General features: G+C 71.3%; 15 protein-coding genes, 1 tRNA gene and 2 pseudogenes. 6 read left to right on the top strand and 12 right to left on the bottom strand.

The features are described 5' to 3' along the window. Nucleotides 1-140, bottom strand: a 140-nt coding sequence (locus ACFWTC_RS34115; RefSeq protein WP_383933285.1) for a ferrochelatase, incomplete at its 3' end; no start/stop codon positions are given. Nucleotides 141-311: 171 nt separating this feature from the next. Here ACFWTC_RS34115 and ACFWTC_RS34110 point away from each other — a divergent pair. Together ACFWTC_RS34110 and ACFWTC_RS34105 are read left to right on the top strand one after the other, a co-directional pair. Then, on the top strand, nt 312-1,568 hold the full coding sequence (locus ACFWTC_RS34110; protein WP_383933283.1) for an MFS transporter: 1,257 nt from the start codon (nt 312-314) through the stop codon (nt 1,566-1,568). After that, nucleotides 1,519-2,847 (top strand): D-arabinono-1,4-lactone oxidase, encoded by a 1,329-nt coding sequence (locus tag ACFWTC_RS34105; protein ID WP_384027773.1) that lies wholly within the window; start codon nt 1,519-1,521, stop codon nt 2,845-2,847. Before ACFWTC_RS34110 ends, ACFWTC_RS34105 begins: the two co-directional genes overlap by 50 nt. Nucleotides 2,848-2,865: 18 nt before the next feature. On the opposite strand, the gene ACFWTC_RS34100 is transcribed toward ACFWTC_RS34105, so the two are convergent. Beyond that, entirely contained in the window at nt 2,866-3,753 is an 888-nt protein-coding gene (locus ACFWTC_RS34100) for a hypothetical protein (protein WP_384027772.1), read from the bottom strand. A gap of 494 nt (nt 3,754-4,247) precedes the next feature. On the opposite strand from ACFWTC_RS34100, the gene sepH reads away from it, so the two are divergent. Then, nucleotides 4,248-5,297, top strand: a complete 1,050-nt coding sequence (sepH, locus tag ACFWTC_RS34095; protein WP_267723749.1) for a septation protein SepH — start codon at nt 4,248-4,250, stop codon at nt 5,295-5,297. A 76-nt stretch (nt 5,298-5,373) separates the two neighbouring features. On the opposite strand, the gene ACFWTC_RS34090 is transcribed toward sepH, so the two are convergent. Further along, the gene (locus ACFWTC_RS34090; protein ID WP_383929947.1) at nt 5,374-6,219 is read right to left on the bottom strand and encodes a sulfurtransferase; all 846 of its coding nucleotides are present in this window, start codon (nt 6,217-6,219) and stop codon (nt 5,374-5,376) included. 195 nt (nt 6,220-6,414) lie between these two features. Here ACFWTC_RS34090 and ACFWTC_RS34085 point away from each other — a divergent pair, with 195 nt between their 5' ends. Beyond that, nucleotides 6,415-7,203, top strand: coding sequence for a VOC family protein (locus ACFWTC_RS34085; RefSeq protein ID WP_384027771.1), 789 nt, complete (start codon nt 6,415-6,417; stop codon nt 7,201-7,203). Between the two features lie 83 nt (nt 7,204-7,286). On the opposite strand, the gene ACFWTC_RS34080 is transcribed toward ACFWTC_RS34085, so the two are convergent. Further along, nucleotides 7,287-7,361 (bottom strand) — tRNA-Cys (locus tag ACFWTC_RS34080). Nucleotides 7,362-7,757: 396 nt separating this feature from the next. Between ACFWTC_RS34080 and ACFWTC_RS34075 the strand changes: the two genes are divergently transcribed. Further along, nucleotides 7,758-8,951 (top strand): hypothetical protein, encoded by a 1,194-nt coding sequence (locus tag ACFWTC_RS34075; RefSeq protein ID WP_384027770.1) that lies wholly within the window; start codon nt 7,758-7,760, stop codon nt 8,949-8,951. Here the strand turns inward: ACFWTC_RS34075 and ACFWTC_RS34070 are convergent. The 3 genes and pseudogenes from ACFWTC_RS34070 to ACFWTC_RS34060 form a co-directional block, all read right to left on the bottom strand. Continuing rightward, nucleotides 8,873-9,370 (bottom strand): annotated as a pseudogene (locus ACFWTC_RS34070) (thymidine kinase); the annotation flags it as partial. The gene ACFWTC_RS34075 and the pseudogene ACFWTC_RS34070 sit on opposite strands and share 79 nt — an antisense overlap. A 283-nt stretch (nt 9,371-9,653) precedes the next feature. Continuing rightward, nucleotides 9,654-10,103 (bottom strand): hypothetical protein, encoded by a 450-nt coding sequence (locus ACFWTC_RS34065; protein WP_384027769.1) that lies wholly within the window; start codon nt 10,101-10,103, stop codon nt 9,654-9,656. A 285-nt stretch (nt 10,104-10,388) separates the two neighbouring features. Next, nucleotides 10,389-10,763 (bottom strand): VOC family protein, encoded by a 375-nt coding sequence (locus tag ACFWTC_RS34060; protein ID WP_383929936.1) that lies wholly within the window; start codon nt 10,761-10,763, stop codon nt 10,389-10,391. 64 nt (nt 10,764-10,827) lie between these two features. Between ACFWTC_RS34060 and ACFWTC_RS34055 the strand changes: the two genes are divergently transcribed. Next, a complete protein-coding gene (locus ACFWTC_RS34055) occupies nt 10,828-11,778 on the top strand; it encodes a helix-turn-helix transcriptional regulator (RefSeq protein ID WP_383929933.1) in 951 nt (316 codons plus the stop codon). A 179-nt stretch (nt 11,779-11,957) separates the two neighbouring features. Here ACFWTC_RS34055 and ACFWTC_RS34050 read toward each other — a convergent pair. From ACFWTC_RS34050 to ACFWTC_RS34030, 5 genes and pseudogenes are all read right to left on the bottom strand, one after another. Continuing rightward, nucleotides 11,958-12,566, bottom strand: a pseudogene (locus tag ACFWTC_RS34050) (thymidine kinase); the annotation flags it as partial. A gap of 81 nt (nt 12,567-12,647) precedes the next feature. Continuing rightward, nucleotides 12,648-12,896 carry a DUF6406 domain-containing protein gene (locus tag ACFWTC_RS34045; protein WP_383929930.1) on the bottom strand — a complete coding sequence of 83 codons (249 nt, stop codon included), beginning with the start codon at nt 12,894-12,896 and terminating at the stop codon, nt 12,648-12,650. A gap of 4 nt (nt 12,897-12,900) precedes the next feature. Then, nucleotides 12,901-14,232, bottom strand: coding sequence for a C2 family cysteine protease (locus ACFWTC_RS34040; protein ID WP_383929928.1), 1,332 nt, complete (start codon nt 14,230-14,232; stop codon nt 12,901-12,903). 548 nt (nt 14,233-14,780) lie between these two features. After that, the gene (locus ACFWTC_RS34035; protein WP_384027768.1) at nt 14,781-17,585 is read right to left on the bottom strand and encodes an ATP-binding protein; all 2,805 of its coding nucleotides are present in this window, start codon (nt 17,583-17,585) and stop codon (nt 14,781-14,783) included. Continuing rightward, complete coding sequence (locus ACFWTC_RS34030; protein ID WP_383929922.1) at nt 17,582-18,577, bottom strand: hypothetical protein; 996 nt, start codon at nt 18,575-18,577, stop codon at nt 17,582-17,584. Before ACFWTC_RS34030 ends, ACFWTC_RS34035 begins: the two co-directional genes overlap by 4 nt. Nucleotides 18,578-18,751: the final 174 nt, after the last annotated feature.

Genomic DNA, 18,751 nt, shown 5'->3' with positions numbered 1-18,751 from the left:
GGGATCCCCCGCCCCCGCGTCACGTTCTCCAGGAACGGCACCACGTCATCAGGCCCCTCCGGGCCACCGAAGGACAGCAGCAGCAGGGCGTCGTACGGGGCGGCGGGTCCGCCGGAAGGCGGAAGGAGCTGGTCTGACATGCCTGGAATCCTGCCACCCGGCATCCCCCGGCGGGAAACGGGCCCGGCTCCCGTGCCCCCTCTCAGGACGCACCGGGGCCCCGTTCCAGGCTCCCGTCCGGTTTCCCCGCGCGGGTGCCGCGTCGGCGGCCGTAACCTGTACGGGCCCATGACATCCCTTACGGAGGGCCCGTGCCCAGTCCCTACCGCGCGATCTTCGCGGCCCCCGGCACGAAGGCGTTCAGCGCCGCCGGCCTCGTCGGCCGGATGCCCCTCTCCATGGTCGGCGTCGGCATCCTGACCATGATCTCGGAGATCACCGGCCGCTACGCGATGGCCAGCGCGCTCACCGGAACCCTCGCCCTGGCCGCCGCGGTCATCGGCCCGCAGGTCTCCCGCCTGGTCGACCAGTACGGGCAGCGGCGCGTCCTGCGCCCCGCGACCCTCGTCTCGGTGGTCGCGGTGACCGGCCTGCTGCTGGCGGCCGCGAACGGCCTGCCCGACTGGATCCTGTTCGTGTGCGCCGCCGTCGCGGGCTGCGTACCGAGCGTCGGCTCGATGGTCCGGGCCCGCTGGACCGTGATCTACCAGGACTCGCCGCGCGCGCTGCACACCGCGTACTCCTTCGAGTCCGTCGTCGACGAGGTGTGCTTCATCTTCGGGCCGATCCTCGCCATCGGCCTGTCCACCGCCTGGTTCCCCGAGGCGGGCCCGCTGATCGCCGCCCTGTGCCTGCTGGTGGGCGTCTGGCTGCTCACCTCGCAGCGCTCCACCGAGCCCGCGCCGCACCCGCGCGGGGAGCACACGGACCGCACCTCGGCGCTGCGCTCCCCCGGCCTCCAAGTGCTGACGGCCACGTTCGTCGCGACCGGCGCGATCTTCGGGTCCATCGACGTGTCCACCCTCGCCTTCGCCGAGGAGCAGGGATCCAAGTCCTCGGCGAGCTTCATCCTGGCGATCTGGGCCCTGGGGTCCTGTATCGCCGGAATCGTCTTCGGCCTGCTGCACCTCAAGGGCCGAAACGAAGTGCTCTGGGTACTGGGCGTATGTGCGATGGCCGTGAGTATGATCCCCCTCCTACTGGCCGGGAACCTTCCGTTTCTGGCCGTGGCGCTCTTCGTCTCGGGCCTCGCCATCGCTCCCACGATGATCACCACGATGGCCCTGATCGAGGCGCACGTACCCCGCGCGAAGCTGACCGAGGGCATGACCTGGATCAGCACCGGCCTCGCGGTCGGCGTCGCGGTCGGCTCATCGGTGACCGGCCTGGTCATCGACGCGGCCGGCGCGCAGCGCGGGTACGTCGTCTCCATCGCGGCGGGGACGGCCGCGGCGGCGGTTGCGTTCGCGGGATACCGCCGGCTGACGAAGCCGGCGCAAGGGGAGGAGCCAGCTACCGATGGGGACGGCGACAGCAGGGAAGAGCCGCGGGGCGACCGCGTGGCGTAACTGGGCGGGGAACGTCACCGCCACACCCGCCCGCGTGGTGACCCCGGCCTCGGTCGGGGAGCTCCAGGAGGCGGTCCGCCGGGCCGCCGGGGAGGGGCTGCGGGTGAAGGCGGTCGGCACCGGCCACTCCTTCACCGCGGCGGCCGCGACGGACGGGGTGCTCGTACGCCCCCAGGCGCTGGCCGGTATCCAGGAGATCGACCGGGCCGCGGGCACCGTCACGGTGGCGGCGGGCACGGTCCTGAAGGACCTCAACCGGACCCTGGCCGCCGAGGGCCTGTCGCTCACCAACATGGGCGACATCATGGAGCAGACGGTCTCCGGCGCGACCAGCACCGGCACCCACGGCACCGGCCGCGACTCGGCCTCGATCGCCGCCCAGATCCGCGGTCTGGAGCTGGTCACCGCGGACGGACGGCTGCTGACCTGCTCCCGCGAGGAGAACCCCGAGGTCTTCGCGGCGGCCCGGCTGGGCATCGGGGCGCTCGGCGTCATCACGGCGATCACCCTCGCCGTGGAGCCGCTGTTCTTCCTCACCGCCCGCGAGGAGCCGATGGGCTTCGACCGGGTGACCGCGGAGTTCGACGAGCACGTCGCGGAGAACGAGCACTTCGAGTTCTACTGGTTTCCGCACACCGGCAACTGCAACACCAAGCGGAACAACCGCAGCCAGGGCCCGGCCGCGCCGCCCGGCCCGGTGAGCGCCTGGATCGAGGACGAGCTGCTGTCCAACGGCATCTTCCAGGCCGTCAACTCGCTCGGCCGCGGCGTGCCGGCGGCCATCCCGTCCATCGCCCGCGTCGCCAGCCGCGCCCTGTCGGCGCGCACCTACACGGACATTCCGTACAAGGTGTTCACCAGCCCGCGCCGGGTGCGTTTCGTGGAGATGGAGTACGCCCTCCCGCGCGAGCACCTCGTGGCGGCGCTGCGGGAGCTGCGGGCGGTGGTCGACCGCTCGGACCTGCGGATCAGCTTCCCGGTGGAGGTGCGGACGGCTCCGGCGGACGACATCACGGTGTCCACGGCCTCGGGGCGCGAGACGGCGTACATCGCGGTGCACATGTACCGGGGCACGCCGTACCAGGCCTACTTCACGGCGGCCGAGCGCGTCTTCACCGCGCACGGCGGGCGCCCGCACTGGGGCAAGGTGCACACGCGGGACGCGGAGTACTTCGCGCAGGTCTACCCGCGGTTCGGCGAGTTCACCGCGCTCCGAAACCGGCTGGACCCGGACCGGGTGTTCGGCAACGACTACCTGCGGCGCGTCCTCGGCGCCTGAGCCGGGGCGCACGCCCCGTCAGGAGCCGCTCGACGGTCCGCTCCCGCCGCCCGCGGGCGGGGCCGGCGGGGTCGCGGCGTCCGGGGTGGCCGGGTTCGAGGGCCTGGTGCTCGGGCTGACCGGCGCGCTCGGGGTCACGGGCGGCGGGCTCGGGGTGACCGGCGGACTCGGGGTGGCGGAGGGCGGGGTGTCCGGCTCGGGGCTCGGGCTGCGGCTGCCGCTCTCGCCGCCGCCCCGGGAGCCGGAGGGGTGCGGCGAGGGCGTACCGGACTCCGGGGTCCCGCCGCCCTCGCGGCCCTTGCCGCCGGTTCCCGGATCCTGCCTGCGGTCCTCGTTCTTGTGGTCGCGGGCCGTGCCCGCGCCGCCGGTGAGCAGGGTGCGGCCGTCGGAGCTGACGGAGGTGCCGGCGATCGCCTCGTAGGTCCCGAGGCCGCCTGTCGCGATCGCGAAGGCGGCGCCGGCGGCGACGGCCGTGCGCTTCCACCCCCGTACGCGGGTGCCGTGGACGGTGGCCCGGCCGAAATCCCCGTCGGGTGCCGGGTCGGCCGGGACCGCGCGCAGCAGGATCGTTCCGTCGGGCAGCTTCTCCTCCGCGGGGAGCCTTCCCTCCCCGCCGGGCCTCCCGTCCGCGTCCGCGTCCGCGGACAGGGGGACCTGCCGGGCTCCCGGCCGGACGGTCTCGCGCAGCTGGTCGCCGGTGCGCCGGAAGAAGTGCTGGATGACGGGCCCGCCCGCGGTGGCGACCACGCTGACCACCGCCGCCCCGCCGATCGTCCCGTAGACCCCGAGCTGCGAGGCGAGCACGGCCGCCGCGACCGTCGCGAGGGAGGTCCCGGCCACCTGAGCCACGCTCAGGTCGAGCTTCTTCTTCTCCGGTTCGACGTCCTGCGTAGCCTTCTGACCCATCGCCATCCCCTGCGTGTCCTGCCTCTCGCGCGTCATCCCTTACAGGAGTTACTGACACCCGGGCGAAACGATTAGTTCCGTTTCGGGGGATTCTGTGAAGCAGGACACCCGTGAGCGGACACGCGTGCAGGTCGGAGCCGACGGAGGGCAGCCCAACTCCCGCCACCGATGAGAACTTCGGCGGCGCGGCGGTCCACCCGGGTGGCCCGAATGGAGTACTGTGGCGAGCCCTGGGGCCGTCCTTCCTTTCGGATGTCCGGACCCGGGAGAGGGGGCCGGCTGATGGAAAACGGCACTCGAAGACCGGTGATGCCGCGGTATTGCACGGGTGCCTACTGCGCACAGTAACCGTTCGGTCACTGTGCGTGCCCAACAGGTAACCGTGCCATGACGGCGATCAAGGGCGCATGCCCGACACGCCGGTTTAACTCGGCAAGGTTGTGGCAGGCTGCACCCGGGCAGGCCACACTCGACTAGCGGAAGCAGCGACGCACGTGACGTCGGCAGGCACCACCCGGGAGGTCCCCATGCCCGAACTGCGTGTCGTGGCCGTCTCAAATGACGGCACACGACTGGTGCTCAAGGCTGGGGACAGCACGGAGTACACGCTTCCGATCGACGAGCGGCTGCGGGCCGCCGTGCGCAACGACCGCGCGCGGCTGAACCAGATCGAGATCGAGGTCGAGAGCCACCTCCGTCCCCGCGACATCCAGGCCCGCATACGGGCCGGTGCCTCCGCGGAGGAGGTCGCCCAGCTCGCCGGCATCCCCGTCGACCGCGTACGCCGCTTCGAGGGCCCCGTGCTCGCCGAGCGCGCCTTCATGGCCGAGCGGGCCCGCAAGACACCCGTGCGCCGGCCCGGTGAGAACACCGGACCGCAGCTCGGCGAGGCCGTGCAGGAGCGGCTGACGCTGCGCGGCGCCGAGAAGGAATCCGTCCAGTGGGACTCGTGGCGCCGCGACGACGGCACCTGGGAAGTCCTGCTGGTCTACCTGGTCGCGGGCGAGCCGCACTCGGCGAGCTGGACGTACGACCCGCCGCGCCGGCTGGTCGTGGCCGTCGACGACGAGGCCCGCTCGCTGATCGGCGAGTCGGACGACCTCCCGGCGACACCCGAGCCGAGCTTCCCGTTCGTGCCCCGGATCGCACGGCTGCCGCGCGACCGGCCGCTGGACCGCGCCCTCGACCGCCAGCTGGAGCGGCCCGTCGCGCCCACGCCGGACGCGGAGGAGGAGCGGGACACCCTGACGAGCCTGCTGGAGGCCGTCCCGAGCTTCCGCGGGGACCTCGTGGTCCCGGACCGCACCGAGCCGCCGGCCGAGGAGCCGGAGGCGGAGGAGCCGCCGGCACCCGCCGCGTCGGCGGGCGCCGGCTCCGCGTACGCCGACGTCCTGATGCCCCGTACGGTGGCGGGCCACCGCGACCGCCTGACCGGCACCACCGACCGCCAGGCCGAGGCCGACGGGGTCCGCCCCGGGCGGCGGGCGGCCGTGCCCAGCTGGGACGAGATCGTCTTCGGCACCCGCCGCAAGAAGCAGGAGTAGCGACGCCGCCGGACCCGCGGGTCCGGCGGCGTGGTGCCCCGCCCGGGACGACCCGGGCGGGGCACCGCCGCGCGGGCTACTGCGGGTCCGGGCCCGTGGCCACCGGGCGGGAGGGGTCGGCGGACCACTCCGACCAGCTGCCGGCGTACAGGTCGGCGGCAATGCCCGCCACCTCCAGGGCCAGGACCTGCTGGGCTCCGGAGACCCCCGAGCCGCAGTACACGCCCACCGGGGTCCCCTCCGAGACGCCGAGCCCGGTGAAGCGGGCCCGCAGCTCCGCCGCCGGCAGGAAACGGCCGTCCGGCCCCACGTTCTCCGCGGCCGGCGCCGACAGCGCGCCCGGAACGTGACCGCCGACCGGGTCGATCGGCTCGACCTCCCCGCGGTAGCGCTCCCCCGCCCGGGCGTCCAGGAGCACCCCCGCGCGGGCCCGCTCGGCGGCCTGGTCCGCGTCCAGCAGTCCGACCGCCCCCGGGGTTGGCTTGAAATCGCCCTCCTCGGGAGTCACCCGTTCGGCCGTCACCGCGCCGCCCGCCCCGGTCCACGCGGCCAGGCCCCCGTCCAGGACCCGTACCTCGGGGTGTCCCGTCCAGCGCAACAGCCACCACGCCCGGGCGGCGGCCCAGCCCTGGCCGCCGTCGTACACGACCACCGGCGCCTGCGCCGAGACGCCGGCCCGCCGCATCACCGCCCCGAAGGCCTCCGGGTCCGGCAGCGGGTGGCGGCCGCCCGACCCTGCCGGACCTGCCAGTTCGCGGTCGAGGTCGACGTACACGGCGCCGGGCAGGTGCCCGGTCTCGTACGCCGGCAGCTGATCGGGGCCGCCCAGCTGCCAGCGGACGTCCAGCAGGACCGGTGGCCGGGGTCCCGCCAGCTCGCTCTTCAGTTCGGCGGCGGAGAGGATCGCAGAGGTCGCAGTCATGCGGGCCATCCTCCTCCCCGCCCGCCTCCCGCGGCACGGGACAGGCGCCCGCTTCACACGCCCGTCAACCACGGGGCACACCGATCCGGTCATCTCTGCCCCGCGCCCGGCCGATCCGGCGCGGTCGGGGCGCGCCGAGCCCTCCGGGGTGGAAGCATCAGCACCGGCAAGCGGTACGACGGAGGAGACGCTGAGATGACCGAGGACGCGAACGCAACGCGGCGCACACCCGGCACACCGTGCTGGGTGAGCCTCATGGTGCACGGCCTCGGAACCACCGAGGACTTCTACGCGGACCTGTTCGGCTGGGAGTTCGTCCCCGGCCCGGAGCAGCTCGGCCCGTACGTACGGGCCCTGTTGAACGGCATCGAGGTGGCCGGCATCGGCGAGATGCCGCCCGACCGGCACCTGCCGGTGGCCTGGACCACGTACCTGGCCACGGACGACGCCGACGCCACCGCCGAGGCGATCCGCTCCTGCGGGGGCACGGTCGCGGTGGGCCCCCTGGACGCCGGCATCGCGGGGCGGGTGGCCATCTGCTCCGACCCGCTGGGTGCGATCTTCGGGATCTGGCAGGCCCAGACCCCGATGGGCACGGGCATGCACGGCGGGCCGGGCACTCCGGTGTGGAACGAGCTGGTCACGCAGGACACGTCCACGGTCGGCAAGTTCTACGAGCACGTCTTCGGCCACGAGGCGCAGGCCCACGCCGCCGCCTCCGACGACTTCGACTACCTGACCCTGCACTTGGACGGCCGGCCGGTGGCCGCGGTGCACGGGGTCGGGCGCTCGCTGCCGCACGACCGGGGGCCGCACTGGATGGCGTACTTCGAGGTCGCGGACACGGACGCCGCCGCCGACCGGGTCGCGGAGCTCGGCGGCCGGATCGTCGAGCCGCCCCGCGACGGGGTCAGCGGCCGACAGGCGGTCGTGGGCGATCCGGAGGGCGCGGTCTTCACCCTGGTGCAGTCGCGGCGGGGGTGAGGCGCTGAGGGAGTGCCCGGCCGGTCTCCCGGCGGGCGGAAACGACGCTGCCCGGCCGGAGCGAGCGCCGGACGGGCAGCCGATGGAGACCGTGGCGGGGTTCGAACCCGCGTAACCGGCTTTGCAGGCCGGCCCCTGAGCCACTCGGGCACACGGTCGTGGTGGTGCTGGTGGTGCTTCGTGCTCTGACCGTACGGGCCCGGATCACCGCCGGGGAAGGGCGCGGCCCCGGCCGCCACACACCTGTCACACGCCGTTCACGGTCGGCCGCCGGCTCCCGGCGGGGCACCACGCACTGGGCGGCGCCCCGCGAGCACCGCACGTGCACGCACCGTCCCTTCCCCGCCCCGGACGGAGCACGGGAACCGGGCGGTTCACGCTGTCCACGACGGCCCACGGCTCTCAACAACCGGGAACGGCCGCCGGCAAGCTCAAACCGCCGGGCCGGCGCGGCAACGGAACGGCCTTCAACGAGACGCGTGGCCGTCTGCTCACCGACCGGCTCGGGGGAGCCGGCACCGGAACACCGGCCGCGAACAGCAAGTGAGGATCGCATGACCCGCACCACCCCGCCCCGCCCGGTCGACGCCGAGGCCCTGTTCCCCGCGCTCGCCGGCTACCGCCGCACCAGCACCCGCCTCCACCCGCGCCCCGGCTCCCCGAAGACCGACGAGAGCTCGGTGGCCGGCCCGCTCCGGTGGCCCGCCGGCGAACCGTGGCCCGTGTGCACCGCCGTCCATCCCAAGGGCAGCGGACACCGGCTGTCCGACGTGCGCCTCCGGCGGCGGATCCTCGACGAGGCGTGGCACCGCGATCCCGGGTCAGGTCCCACGGCCGCGGAACGCGAGGTCCTGGACGCCCTCCAGCCGGGTCCGCACGCCCCGCGGATCGGCGACTCGGACTCGATTCCGCTGCTCGCCGCTGCACAGCTCTTCACCCGCGACATCCCCGATCTCACCGGACCGGACGGCTGTGACCTGCTCCAGATCCTCTGGTGTCCCTTCGAAGTGCACGGCCCCGACCGGACCGTCGACGTCGTGCTGAAGTGGCGGCGCTCCCAGGACGTGGGCGAGGTCCTCGCCGTGATCCCGGAACCTGTGGTGGTGGGCAGGCCCGAATGCGTCCCGAACCCGTGCGTGCTCCATCCCGAGCGCGTGGTGGAGCACGAGTACGAAGGCCTGCTGGACGAGGACCTCCAAGAGGCCATCGACACCTGGGAGGCGGGAGACGACGAAGAGGACGACGACGCCTTCGACTCCTCCTCCTCCTCCGACACCACCTTCGACACGTACGGGGAGTACGAGGCCGCCACGGCCGCCGCACGCGCGGAGGAGGCCGACGAGGTCACCTACCGGGGTGATCTGTCCATCGCGCCCGGCTGGAAGGTCGGCGGCTTCGCCTCGTGGCACCTCACCGACCCGGCGCACCTCGCCTGCGGAGTCTGCCGAGCACCCATGCCTCCCCTGCTCACCGTGGACGTCAGTGAATGGGACGGAGCCTCGGAGAGCTGGATCCCGCTGGAGGACCGGGACTTCCTTCCGGACAGCCGGATCAGCGACCCGACCGGCGTCTACCTCGGCCGCGGGCTCATGCGCGTCCACACCTGCCCGCCACCCCGGCGCATCCGCATCGGCTCAGCTTCCAGTAGGAGGCGCGTGCTGCCCGGCGGTCAGGCGTGGTTGACCGGGAGGACGTCCGGGGAGAGGGCGCCGGCATGGGCCGCGGCCGAAGTCATCCGCTTGCGGTGATGGCGACGGCACAGGACCTCGTAACCGATCTCCCCAGCCGGGCGGTTCACGTCACCGACCACCACCTGGGCACCCTCGACCACCATCTCGCCGCCCACCGTGCGGGCGTTGTGGGTGGCGCGGGCGCCGCACCAGCACAGGGCCTCGACCTGGAGCTGCTCCACGCGGTCCGCCAGCTCGATCAGGCGCTGGGAGCCCGGGAAGAGCTTCGTGCGGAAGTCCGTCGTGATGCCGAAGGCGAAGACGTCCAACCCTAGATCGTCCACGATGCGGTCCAGCTGGTCGATCTGGGCCGGGGCCAGGAACTGCGCCTCGTCCACGATCACGTGGTCCGCCTTGCCGCCCTTGGACAGCTGGGCCACCAGGTACGCGTACAGATCCACGCCCTCCGGCGCCTCCACCGCCTCGGCGACACCCCCGAACTCCGCGGACGAGCGTGGCTGGGGATGACTTCGGCTCGGCTGACACCAGTGCCCTTCGAGCCCCACAGAGCCATGACATGGGCCGTAGGTGATTGGGGTGGGGGCCCTGGGACATGCACGACGCCAAGGCTGCCAACTCTGCCGGCTCCACACTTCTGCGAACTCGCGGCCGAGTGCCTGCTGGACAGCGCCGGCTTGGAGACGCCGCACGCCTACACCGGCCCCATGCAACCTGTTTCGTGCTCCGGCCGCGCCCTCCTACGACCGAGGGAGACAATCCTCAGGTCGTTCGGTTCGATTCAGGTCCAGAGATCAGAGTTCGCGGATCGTCGATGTCAACTACAATCTCGAATCCCGAGGTTGAGCTGAAGGTGGCGACGTTTCCGGACAGCTGGATCCGATCAAAGGGATTGGATTCCATGAAGAAAATTGCCCAGATAAGCGCACGGTCGACAGTCAACCGCGCAATGAACCCCTCGGACCCGTAACAGCCCTCGCCACCCCACAGCAGCCCCTTGCTCCCCAGGTCTACTGCGGCCAGCCCATCGACGGAAGACAACCAGGCCGGATCGCTCTCCAGGATCTCATCCAGGTCGAACGGTGCGAGCACCCTCAACCCGCTCGGCACGCCGGAGTCGAGGTCAACATCGCAGGAGTGCCCGTCTGCAAAATGCAGGGCGTCTCTGATGGGAAGCTGAAAATCTTCCCATAGGCGTTCGATCGCGGTCATCTGGGCTTGCACTTCCCGTTGCGCACGTGCTGTGGCCTCTCTTGTAGTCCCGCCGGGGGGACCGGCTCGCCTAGTTCAATTCTGTTCCGCCCAGAATTCATGCGCCTTCTGAATTGCTCCGCCCATGTTCGTCCGGTTGTCGAATCGGGGTGAACCGCGTTCGGATCAATTCGTCGACTGGCCTCCCCACTTCGCGTGCGGGTGCCGTCCGGGCTGGTTTTGGATATGCGGTGACCCAGGGAGTGGTAGGCGTAACTGAGAGCCGAAAGACGGTGCGGGACGGGCTCAGATTCCGTGCGTCGACAGGCAGAAGGGATGACCCGCCGGGTCCAGGAGCACCCGCCACACGTCGGGCCGCGGCTGGAAGGAAGGCAGGACGGCACCCAGTGCGAGCATCCGCTCCTGCGCGGCGTCCAGGTCGTCGACGCCCAGTTCGAGGTGGGCCTGCTTACTGTGGGTGGGATCAGGCCAGGCCGGAGGCTGGAAGCCGGCCTGGCGGACGAAGCCGAGCCCAGGGGCTCCCTCCCGCCCCAGCAGGACAAAGTCGTCACTGCGGTACAGCAGGGGCAGGTCCAGGGCATCGCCGTAGAAGCGGGCCAGCTCAGCCGGGTCAGGACAGTCGAAGTCGATGGAAAGCAGACGGATCTCCGGGTTTCTCATGGGACGGACCGTAGGCCATGACCCTGACAGGACGTGTCCTGGTCATACGGGACACTGGGTGACTGTGATCAGGACTTCCTCCCGTCTGCTGCGCTTGGTTTCGCTGCTGTCCGTGCGCCCCGAATGGACCTGCCGTGAACTGGCCGAGCGCATGGCGGTCACCGACCGCACAGTCCGCCGGGACATCGCCCGGCTGCGGGACTTGGGCTACGGAGTCGAATCCGCTCCCGGCCCCTGGGGCGGCTACCGGCTCGGCCCCAGTACCCGGATGCCGCCGCTGGTACTGGACGGCGAGGAGGCTCTGGCCGTCGCTGTCGCCCTGCGCGAAGCCGCGCTCAACGGAGTCCTCGGCACCGGTCAAGCCGCCCTCTCCGCACTGCTCAAGCTCCGCCAGAGCCTGCCCACACACCTCGCGGACCAGCTGAGCACACTGGACGGGGCACTCGAACACACTCCCCGCTCCGGTGAACCGCAGATCGACACGCCTCTGCTGCTGGAACTGGCGCGAGCCTGCCACGGCGCACTCCGCACCACCCTCTCCTACCGGAACCACGCCGGTCAGGCCTCCGTGCGAGCCGTAGACCCGTACCGCCTGGTCCACACCGGCCTGCGCTGGTACCTGGTCGCCCGGGACGTCACCAAACAGGAATGGCGTACATTCCGCGCCGACCGGGTGGTGAACGTACGCCCCACGACCGAACCAGTCGACCTGACCGATCCGCCTGACGCCGCAGCACTGGTCTCCTGGGGGATCGCGAGCGTCGTCTACCCGGTGTACACGACGATCCGCCTCCCGCTCCCCCTGGACCGTGCCTTGCAAAAAGTCCCACCCACCATCGGCACACACAGCCCTGACGGCCCCGAAGCCACCATGATTCAGATCGGCGGCAACAGCACCGACTGCCTCGCCGACTACCTCATCAGCCTGGCCACGCCGCTCACGGTGCTGTCCCCGAAGGAGGTACGCCAGGCACTCGTCCGCCACGCCCACGCTCTCCTGGCAGCCAACCGCTGACAGCGACGAGCAAGGCGACGAAGCATCACGATCCCCAGGACGGAGAGGCTTCACCGCCCCCACCGTGAAGCGCCGCAAGCGCACGAACGGACCAGGCCCGACGCTGAATGTGGTGACTGGGCAGGAGGAAATCGTCATCCGTGAAGCGGCAACGGAAGCGAGGCCGGCAGATACGCCAGTCAGGCGTGGTTGACGGGGAGGACGTCCGGGGAGAGGGCGCCCGCGTGGGCCGCGGCCGAGGTCATCCGCTTGCGGGGGTGGCGACGGCACAGGACCTCGTAACCGATCTCCCCAGCCGGGCGGTTCACGTCACCGACCACCACCTGGGCACCCTCGACCACCATCTCGCCGCTCACCGTGCGGGCGTTGTGGGTGGCGCGGGCGCCGCACCAGCACAGGGCCTCGACCTGGAGCTGTTCGAGGCGGTCCGCCAGTTTGATCAGGCGCTGGGAGCCGGGGAAGAGTTTGGTGCGGAAGTCCGTCGTGATGCCGAAGGCGAAGACGTCCAACCCTAGATCGTCCACGATGCGGTCCAGCTGGTCGATCTGGGCCGGGGCCAGGAACTGCGCCTCGTCCACGATCACGTGGTCCGCCTTGCCGCCCTTGGATAGCTGGGCCACCAGGTACGCGTACAGATCCATGCCCTCCGGCGCCTCGACCGCCTCCGTCACCAGGCCGAGTCGGGACGACAGCTTGCCTTCGCCCGCGCGGTCGTCGCGGGTGAAGATCACGCCCTGGAGTCCCCGCGCATCGCGGTTGTGCGCGATCTGGAGCGCCAGTGTGCTCTTTCTTGACCATCCACCAACTCATTCAACTGCCGTCGCCGTGGCAAGCACGCACTCAGAGAACGCGCGGCGCGCCTCGGACGGCTACTCGACCTTACGGAGACAGACCTGCCAGTCCCCGGCCGGGTCGTCCACGTGGTCGAGTTTCCAGGGCTCTCCCCGGACGGAGAAGGTGTCGCCCGGCTCAAGGGTGTACTTCCGTTCCTCTCCGTCGTCCACCACTAGGCGGACCGTGAGGGGAAAGCCAGGGCGGGCTTCCACACGGATCACGCCGAAGAAGGCGAGGGCGGTTGGCGTCGGAACTCCACGAAAGACAAAGATCTCAGTAGTCACCTGATCACTCCAAGGTGGTGTATCGGGGTCGGATGTTGCCCTTGAACTGTGGAAGTGTCAGAGGCTCGGGATGGTTCCTGTTCCAAGGATTACGCAGGTGAATCCTTCCCCGGTCGTCCACTCTGGTCACTTCGTACGCATGGGCCGGTTCCAGATCGTGCGACAGGGGGCCACCGATCTCCTTCTCGGAATGCGTACCGACCAGCACGGGCTTGTCTTCGGCGAGCCGCTGCCGGAGATCCCCCATGAGCTGCTTGTCGGGACTGACCCCGTAGCGGTCGTACTGTTGGGGAAAATCCCAAACGGCTGCGGGCCGGCCGGTAAGTTGAGTGAGAAGTTCAGCACGGCCCGAGGCGCCGCCCCCCTGGTCAAGCCGGACGTAGCCCTCGGGGACCACAGAGGCCCCCCGCATCTTCTGCCCCTCGGCCCACCGGTCGCGACGCTCTTCGCTCCAGGCCTGATCGCTACCCGCGATCGCCTTCTCCAGTACGGGCACCCACGCCACCCCGGTGGCCGTGGAGTCCGCGAAGGCAGGTCGGTCAGGGCTGGAGTCGAAGACCGGGAGGTCAGGGGTCACGGTCAGACGGATTTCCCGGCCGGTGGGCTCGTACCGGTCGCGCGCATGGTTGAACTTCGCCTCATGAAGCCTGACCGCGTAGTTGCCGTCCTCGGTTTCGCTGACACACTCGCGTATCGCTTCGGGGCAATGCCCTGCGACAGCACCGAGCGTGGCCACAATGCCGCAGTCGTAGAGGCGCCCTTGCTGTGTCTGCTCGCGCGAGGGATCTCCGTCGAAGAGCGGTGTCCGGGTGCCATCGGCGCGGTCGAGTGGAGTGCCGTAACGGTCGGGGACCGCAGCCGGGCGTCGGCCCGGATTCTGGAACGCCGGGCGATCGACCGTGTCAGCCAGGCGCTCCGACCGGTCCGTATCTTCCCTTCCCCCGCCTGTCAGCTGTTTCAGCCTGTCCAGGACTCCGCCTTCGAAGACGTGCTCGTCAGAGCCGAGGCTGTCGTACGGTGCGGGAGCGTCGCCGGCGTGGGGGGTGTCGGAAACCCCCACGGGTTCGGATGGCTCGGTGCGAGCTCCCGCGGCGTCGGTGGGCTGGAGCGGCTCGGGCGCCGAGTCGCGGTCGTCAGCCGGGGACACCGCATCGGCACGGGTAGCCGCCCCGGGTGGTTCGGGGGCATCGTCCGACGCCGGTACGGGCGCGGGCGCCTCGTTCTCTTCGGGGAACCCTCCACCGGCCAGATCGTGGGTTTCCGCCGGTCCCGGCGCTTCGGCGGGATCCGGCGCCGTGTCCGGGTCCGCGACTTCGGCCGGATATGCGGGCTCCACCGTGCCGGGTGACTCAGCCGGCTCCGGGACCACGGTGGGCTCGAAGGCTTCGGCGGGCTCGGGGGCATCCGTGGACCCGGGGGCCGCGTCGTCAGGTGCGGGCGTCTCGGTCGGGGCGGGGGCGGCGTCCGGGACCGGCCCGACTGGCTCGGGCTCGGCAGGCTCGGCAGGAGCTTCCGCGGCGTCTTCGGGTGCAGCCGGCTCGGGCGCCGAGTCGGGGGCATCGGCCGACTCCCGGACAGGAGCAGATGCCTCGTCCGCTTCGGGAACCCCGGACGCCGCCGGGTCATGGGCTTCCGTCGGTTCCGGTGCCTCGGTGGGATCCAGAGCGTCAACCGGGTGCGTAGGTTCCACCAGCCCCTGGGACTCAGCCAAGGCCTGCGCTTGAGCGGGCACTGGGGCCTCGCTCTGGTCCACGGTCTCGACCGGGGCGTCGGCAGGATCAGGAGCTTCTGCCGAGTCGTCCGGCGGGGACGGCGCGGGAGCATCCGTGGTCTCCGGCGGGGACGGCGCTTCGGGGGCCGGAGGCTGCTCTGCCGGGCGGTCGCTCACTGGAGGGCTCCCGGACGGGTGTTGTCACGGTAGAGACGGACCCACGGGAGGGTGTTGCGCTGCCAGGCGGCTCTGGCGACATGGATGAAGACGCAGGCCCGGTAGTCGGTCACCGCGGTCTCGGAGCCCCCCACCTGCGCGGGCAGGGGGACCGTGTCGGCCAGGGTGCCGACCCAGTCCGCGGTGTCGCGCCACCAAGTGGCCTGTTCCGGCCTCGTCTTCGGATACTGGACGACGCGTTCTTTGAGCTTCGACCCGTGCTCGGGCCACACCGCAGTGGCGGCCCGGGAGCGGAAGGCGCACCGGTGCTGGCAGCCGTCGCAGTCGGGGAACGGCGCCAGGGTGGCATCGACCGCTTGAGACCCACCCGCGAAAGCCTGGAAGCGGGCAGTCAGTTGGGCATCCGATGCCAGAGGAGCACGGCTTACGCCTGCCTCCGCCGCCGCCTGCGCACGCACATCGGGGACTCGGAGCAGCGCCGGGCGGTCGATCCGGTCATGGTGCGCGAATGCCTGGAAGGGCTCCAGCGAGGCGGCGTACCGCTCCTGGTCGGGCGAGAAGCGCATGGTCCCGCCGATGAGGTTGCGATCCTCGGCGGACGGCAGCCGGTGCATGACCTTGAGGTTGGTGTTCTTGTACGCGTCCTCGACCAGCTTGCCGGGGACCTGCTCGACGATGACGATGCCCTCGCCGTACTTGCGGTTCTCCGCCAGTGTGTTGGCGAAGGCCTGGGCGGCCCGGGCCTGGGCGTTGCCCTCCTTCGCGTCGCCGCCGTGTCCGGCCGGATGTCCGAGCAGGCGATGGGCCTCCTCGATCACGGTGACATGGGCGAGGGAGTCGCCTTCGCGATTCGCCTTGTAGTACTCGGTCATCGTCTGGAGAAGCAGCGCGGTGATGAGCGACTGCTCCTTCTCGTTGTCGCCGACGCCGGCGAGTTCGACGATCACCGGCCGCCGCAGCAGCTCCTCCACCGGATAGGAGCGGGTGACGTCCAGGGTCGTGCCGCAGGCTCCCTCCGCCAGGGACTCCGCACGCAGGCGGGACGCGGCGACGATGTTGTCCCGTACTTCGCCCGAGTAGTCGAGCTGCTCGCACTGCTTGCGCATCTCCGTGATGAAGTCACGCAGCGTGGGCCAGTCCCCGATGCGGGAGGGCTCCGCGATGTCGGTGGGCACGATGCCCTTGCGCGCGTACGTCGCGCGAAGCGCCCGGTTGTAGATGCTGGGCAGGGGGTCCCAGAGGCCGAAGGCCGCGTCGAAGCAGGCCATGAGTCCGGCGATATGGGTACTGATGCGCACCCCGGACGGCACCTCGAAGGGGTTGAGGCGCAGCGGCGCGATCGTCTCGTCGCCGACGGTGAGGACCAGCAGGTCCTCGAACCCGGGTCGGGTGGCGAGCCAACGGTAATCGTTCAGTGTGGAGTTGACGGGTTCGAGGACCAGGAAGGGTATGTGGTGATCGCGCCACAGCTGCTCGCAGAACGCGAGGGTGGTGTTGGTCTTGCCGGAGCCGGTGGTACCGACGATCAGGGCGTGCCGGGTGAGGTCGCCGATGCCGATGCCGATGGGTCCGGCGGGGACGTCATGGACGAGCTGACGTCCGAGGACGATCGCGGGACCATCGGTGCGGTACTCGGTCTCGCCGGCCATGCCAGGGCGGCGTACGGGAAAGCCGGCCATGTGTCCGCTGACCGCCAGGGGCAGCCGGAAGGCCGCGACGGCCTCACGGGTGTCGACGAGTTCGGCGAGCAGCCGCAGCGGCGGGGAGAGTGGTTCGGGCAGCCGCCAGCAGTGGTCGCCGCCCCATCGCGGCTGCTCCAGGGTGGTCAGCCCCTGCCATGCCGCGGGCAGCTCGCCGGGCGCGGGCCAGGCGACGGTGTGGGCGCGGCCGTTGACGGTCTCGGTGAGAACGCCCGCCTCCCGGGCACGCTCCTGCGGGGACACCGTGGCGCCGACGAGTTCGGCGAGGGATTCCGGCAGGGGCGCCGGCGAGGCGAGGGCTATGCGTATGCGGAACACGCGGTCGGTGTAGCGGCGGGCGGCGTCGGCGTAGACCCGGGCGGCGTCCACGGCGAAGGCGTCGGGGGCGAGCTGGGCGCCGGGGGACCAGAGCCCGTCGGGCAGTTGCCCAGGGGTGCCGAGACGTCCGTACTGCGTGGCGATGCGGTGCAGGAACGGGCCGAAGTCAGGCGGTACGACGTACGGCTCCAGCCCGACGCTGAGCGTCACGGGGTGCGGATGCGCTGCCAGGGCCTGCCAGAGCATGTCCCACGGCGGGGCCGCCGCGGTGAACGGCTGCGGCGCGAGGTAGTAGTGCACGCCCGCGTCCGGCCGGTTGGGCAGCCCGCTGTGGTAGCGCTTGCGGATCTCCGCCACTCCGGCCGCCGGGTCGGGCGTGAAGGGGGTCAGCAGCCGTGCCGTCTCGTCGCCGTCCTCGACCGGCGTGGCGTGCACGTGCCGGGGCAGCGCTGCCATCCGGTCGCGGAGCGCGCGTGCGGCCGCTTCGGCACGCTCCGCGGTGGGCGCTGCCACCCGGCCGAGCAGAGCGCAGGAGAGCCTGCGCTCCGCGGGGTCGCTGAGGTAGCGCAGCTCGATCCGTTCACCGTGGGCGGTGTCCCACTGCCCCGCCAGCCAGGCGGTCTCGGCGGCCACCGCCTTGATCCTGCGCTCCGATTCGGGCAGGTCCGCGTACTCCTGGGTCTCGGTGAGGTCCGCGGCGGCGTCAATGCGCACGGCCGTCCACGCCCAGACAGTCGTGCCGTCGCTGACGGTCAGTACGCCGCCCAGCCCGGCAGCGCTCAATTCCCGGACCAGGGCGAGCCGTGCGGCGGAGCGGGCGGGGCCGGCGGGTTCGGCGGGGCGTAGTGAGGCGGGGCGGTTCCCGGGGCCTGCGGAGCCACGTACGTGTGGTTCGTGCGCGGCGGCATGGGCGGGGCGGAGGGCCCGGGCACAGAGCCGGGCAGGGGACCGCCGTTACCGTGTCCGGCTTCCGGCGCGGTGGCGCTGGAGCCGGACTGGATGGGCGGCTCCTGGCCGAAAGCCGTCGCCATCGGCACCTCGATGCCCTGGACCGCCGCCTCCACACCCTCGCGGGCCGCGGAGTGCACGGCCTCGCGCATGGCGCGCGGTCGCTCGGTGCGGAGCATCTGGTTGATGTCGCCCGCACGGTTGAACATGCCGCCGACGAGATCCTTGAGGAAGTGGCCGATGAGCACCGCTCCGTTGCGGCTGCGCCACATCGTCCATCCGACGTACAGGCTGGTCCCGTACCCGAAGACCGTGACGTAGGCGACGTACCGGCCACTCCTGATGACGAGCCGGTTGTTCACGACCTCCGGCAGGAGGTCGCTGCGGATCCGGACCGGCACCGCGGACACGGGGATCTTCCGCCGGGCGAGCGAGCCGTAGATCGCCGCGTACGCGGACGACGACGCGGCGTGCTTGTCCTCCAGCAGCGTCTTCCACTCCGAGACCGGCTCGTTGATGCGGGCGGCGAGGAGGACCACCCAGAAGGCGATGAAGGAAAGGACCTGTCCGACGCCGAGTTCGTTCCCCGAGTCGAAGGGACCGGAACTCGACGTGAGCGCGGGCACCAGACCGAAGATCAGGAAGACGAGGAAGGAGACCACGAACGCCTGGAACCAGAGCTGGAACACGGTGCGGAACGACACGGACTCGTCGAAGCTCAGCTCGACGTCTTCGTACCGCATCGTCTGGTTGCGGTAGGCGGCATTCGGCCCCATCGCTCCCGTGGCCGCCCAGCCGGCCGAGGCCCCGGTCTGCATTCCGTCCATGTTCCCATTCCCCCGTCTGCGCCCGCGAGTTGATCACTTTAGCGCAGGCGTCCGACAGCGGACTCACCGGTCCTCCGCGCACGGACGGCCGGTCGACAGTGTGCGGATCACCCCCGGTGGAAGTTCGAGGCGATGCACACGAATCACTGGTCGGGCAGCTGTACCGAGAGGACG

Source organism: Streptomyces sp. NPDC058619 (assembly GCF_042717785.1).
Taxonomy (GTDB): domain Bacteria; phylum Actinomycetota; class Actinomycetes; order Streptomycetales; family Streptomycetaceae; genus Streptomyces.
This window is presented reverse-complemented; position numbering and strand designations above follow the sequence as displayed.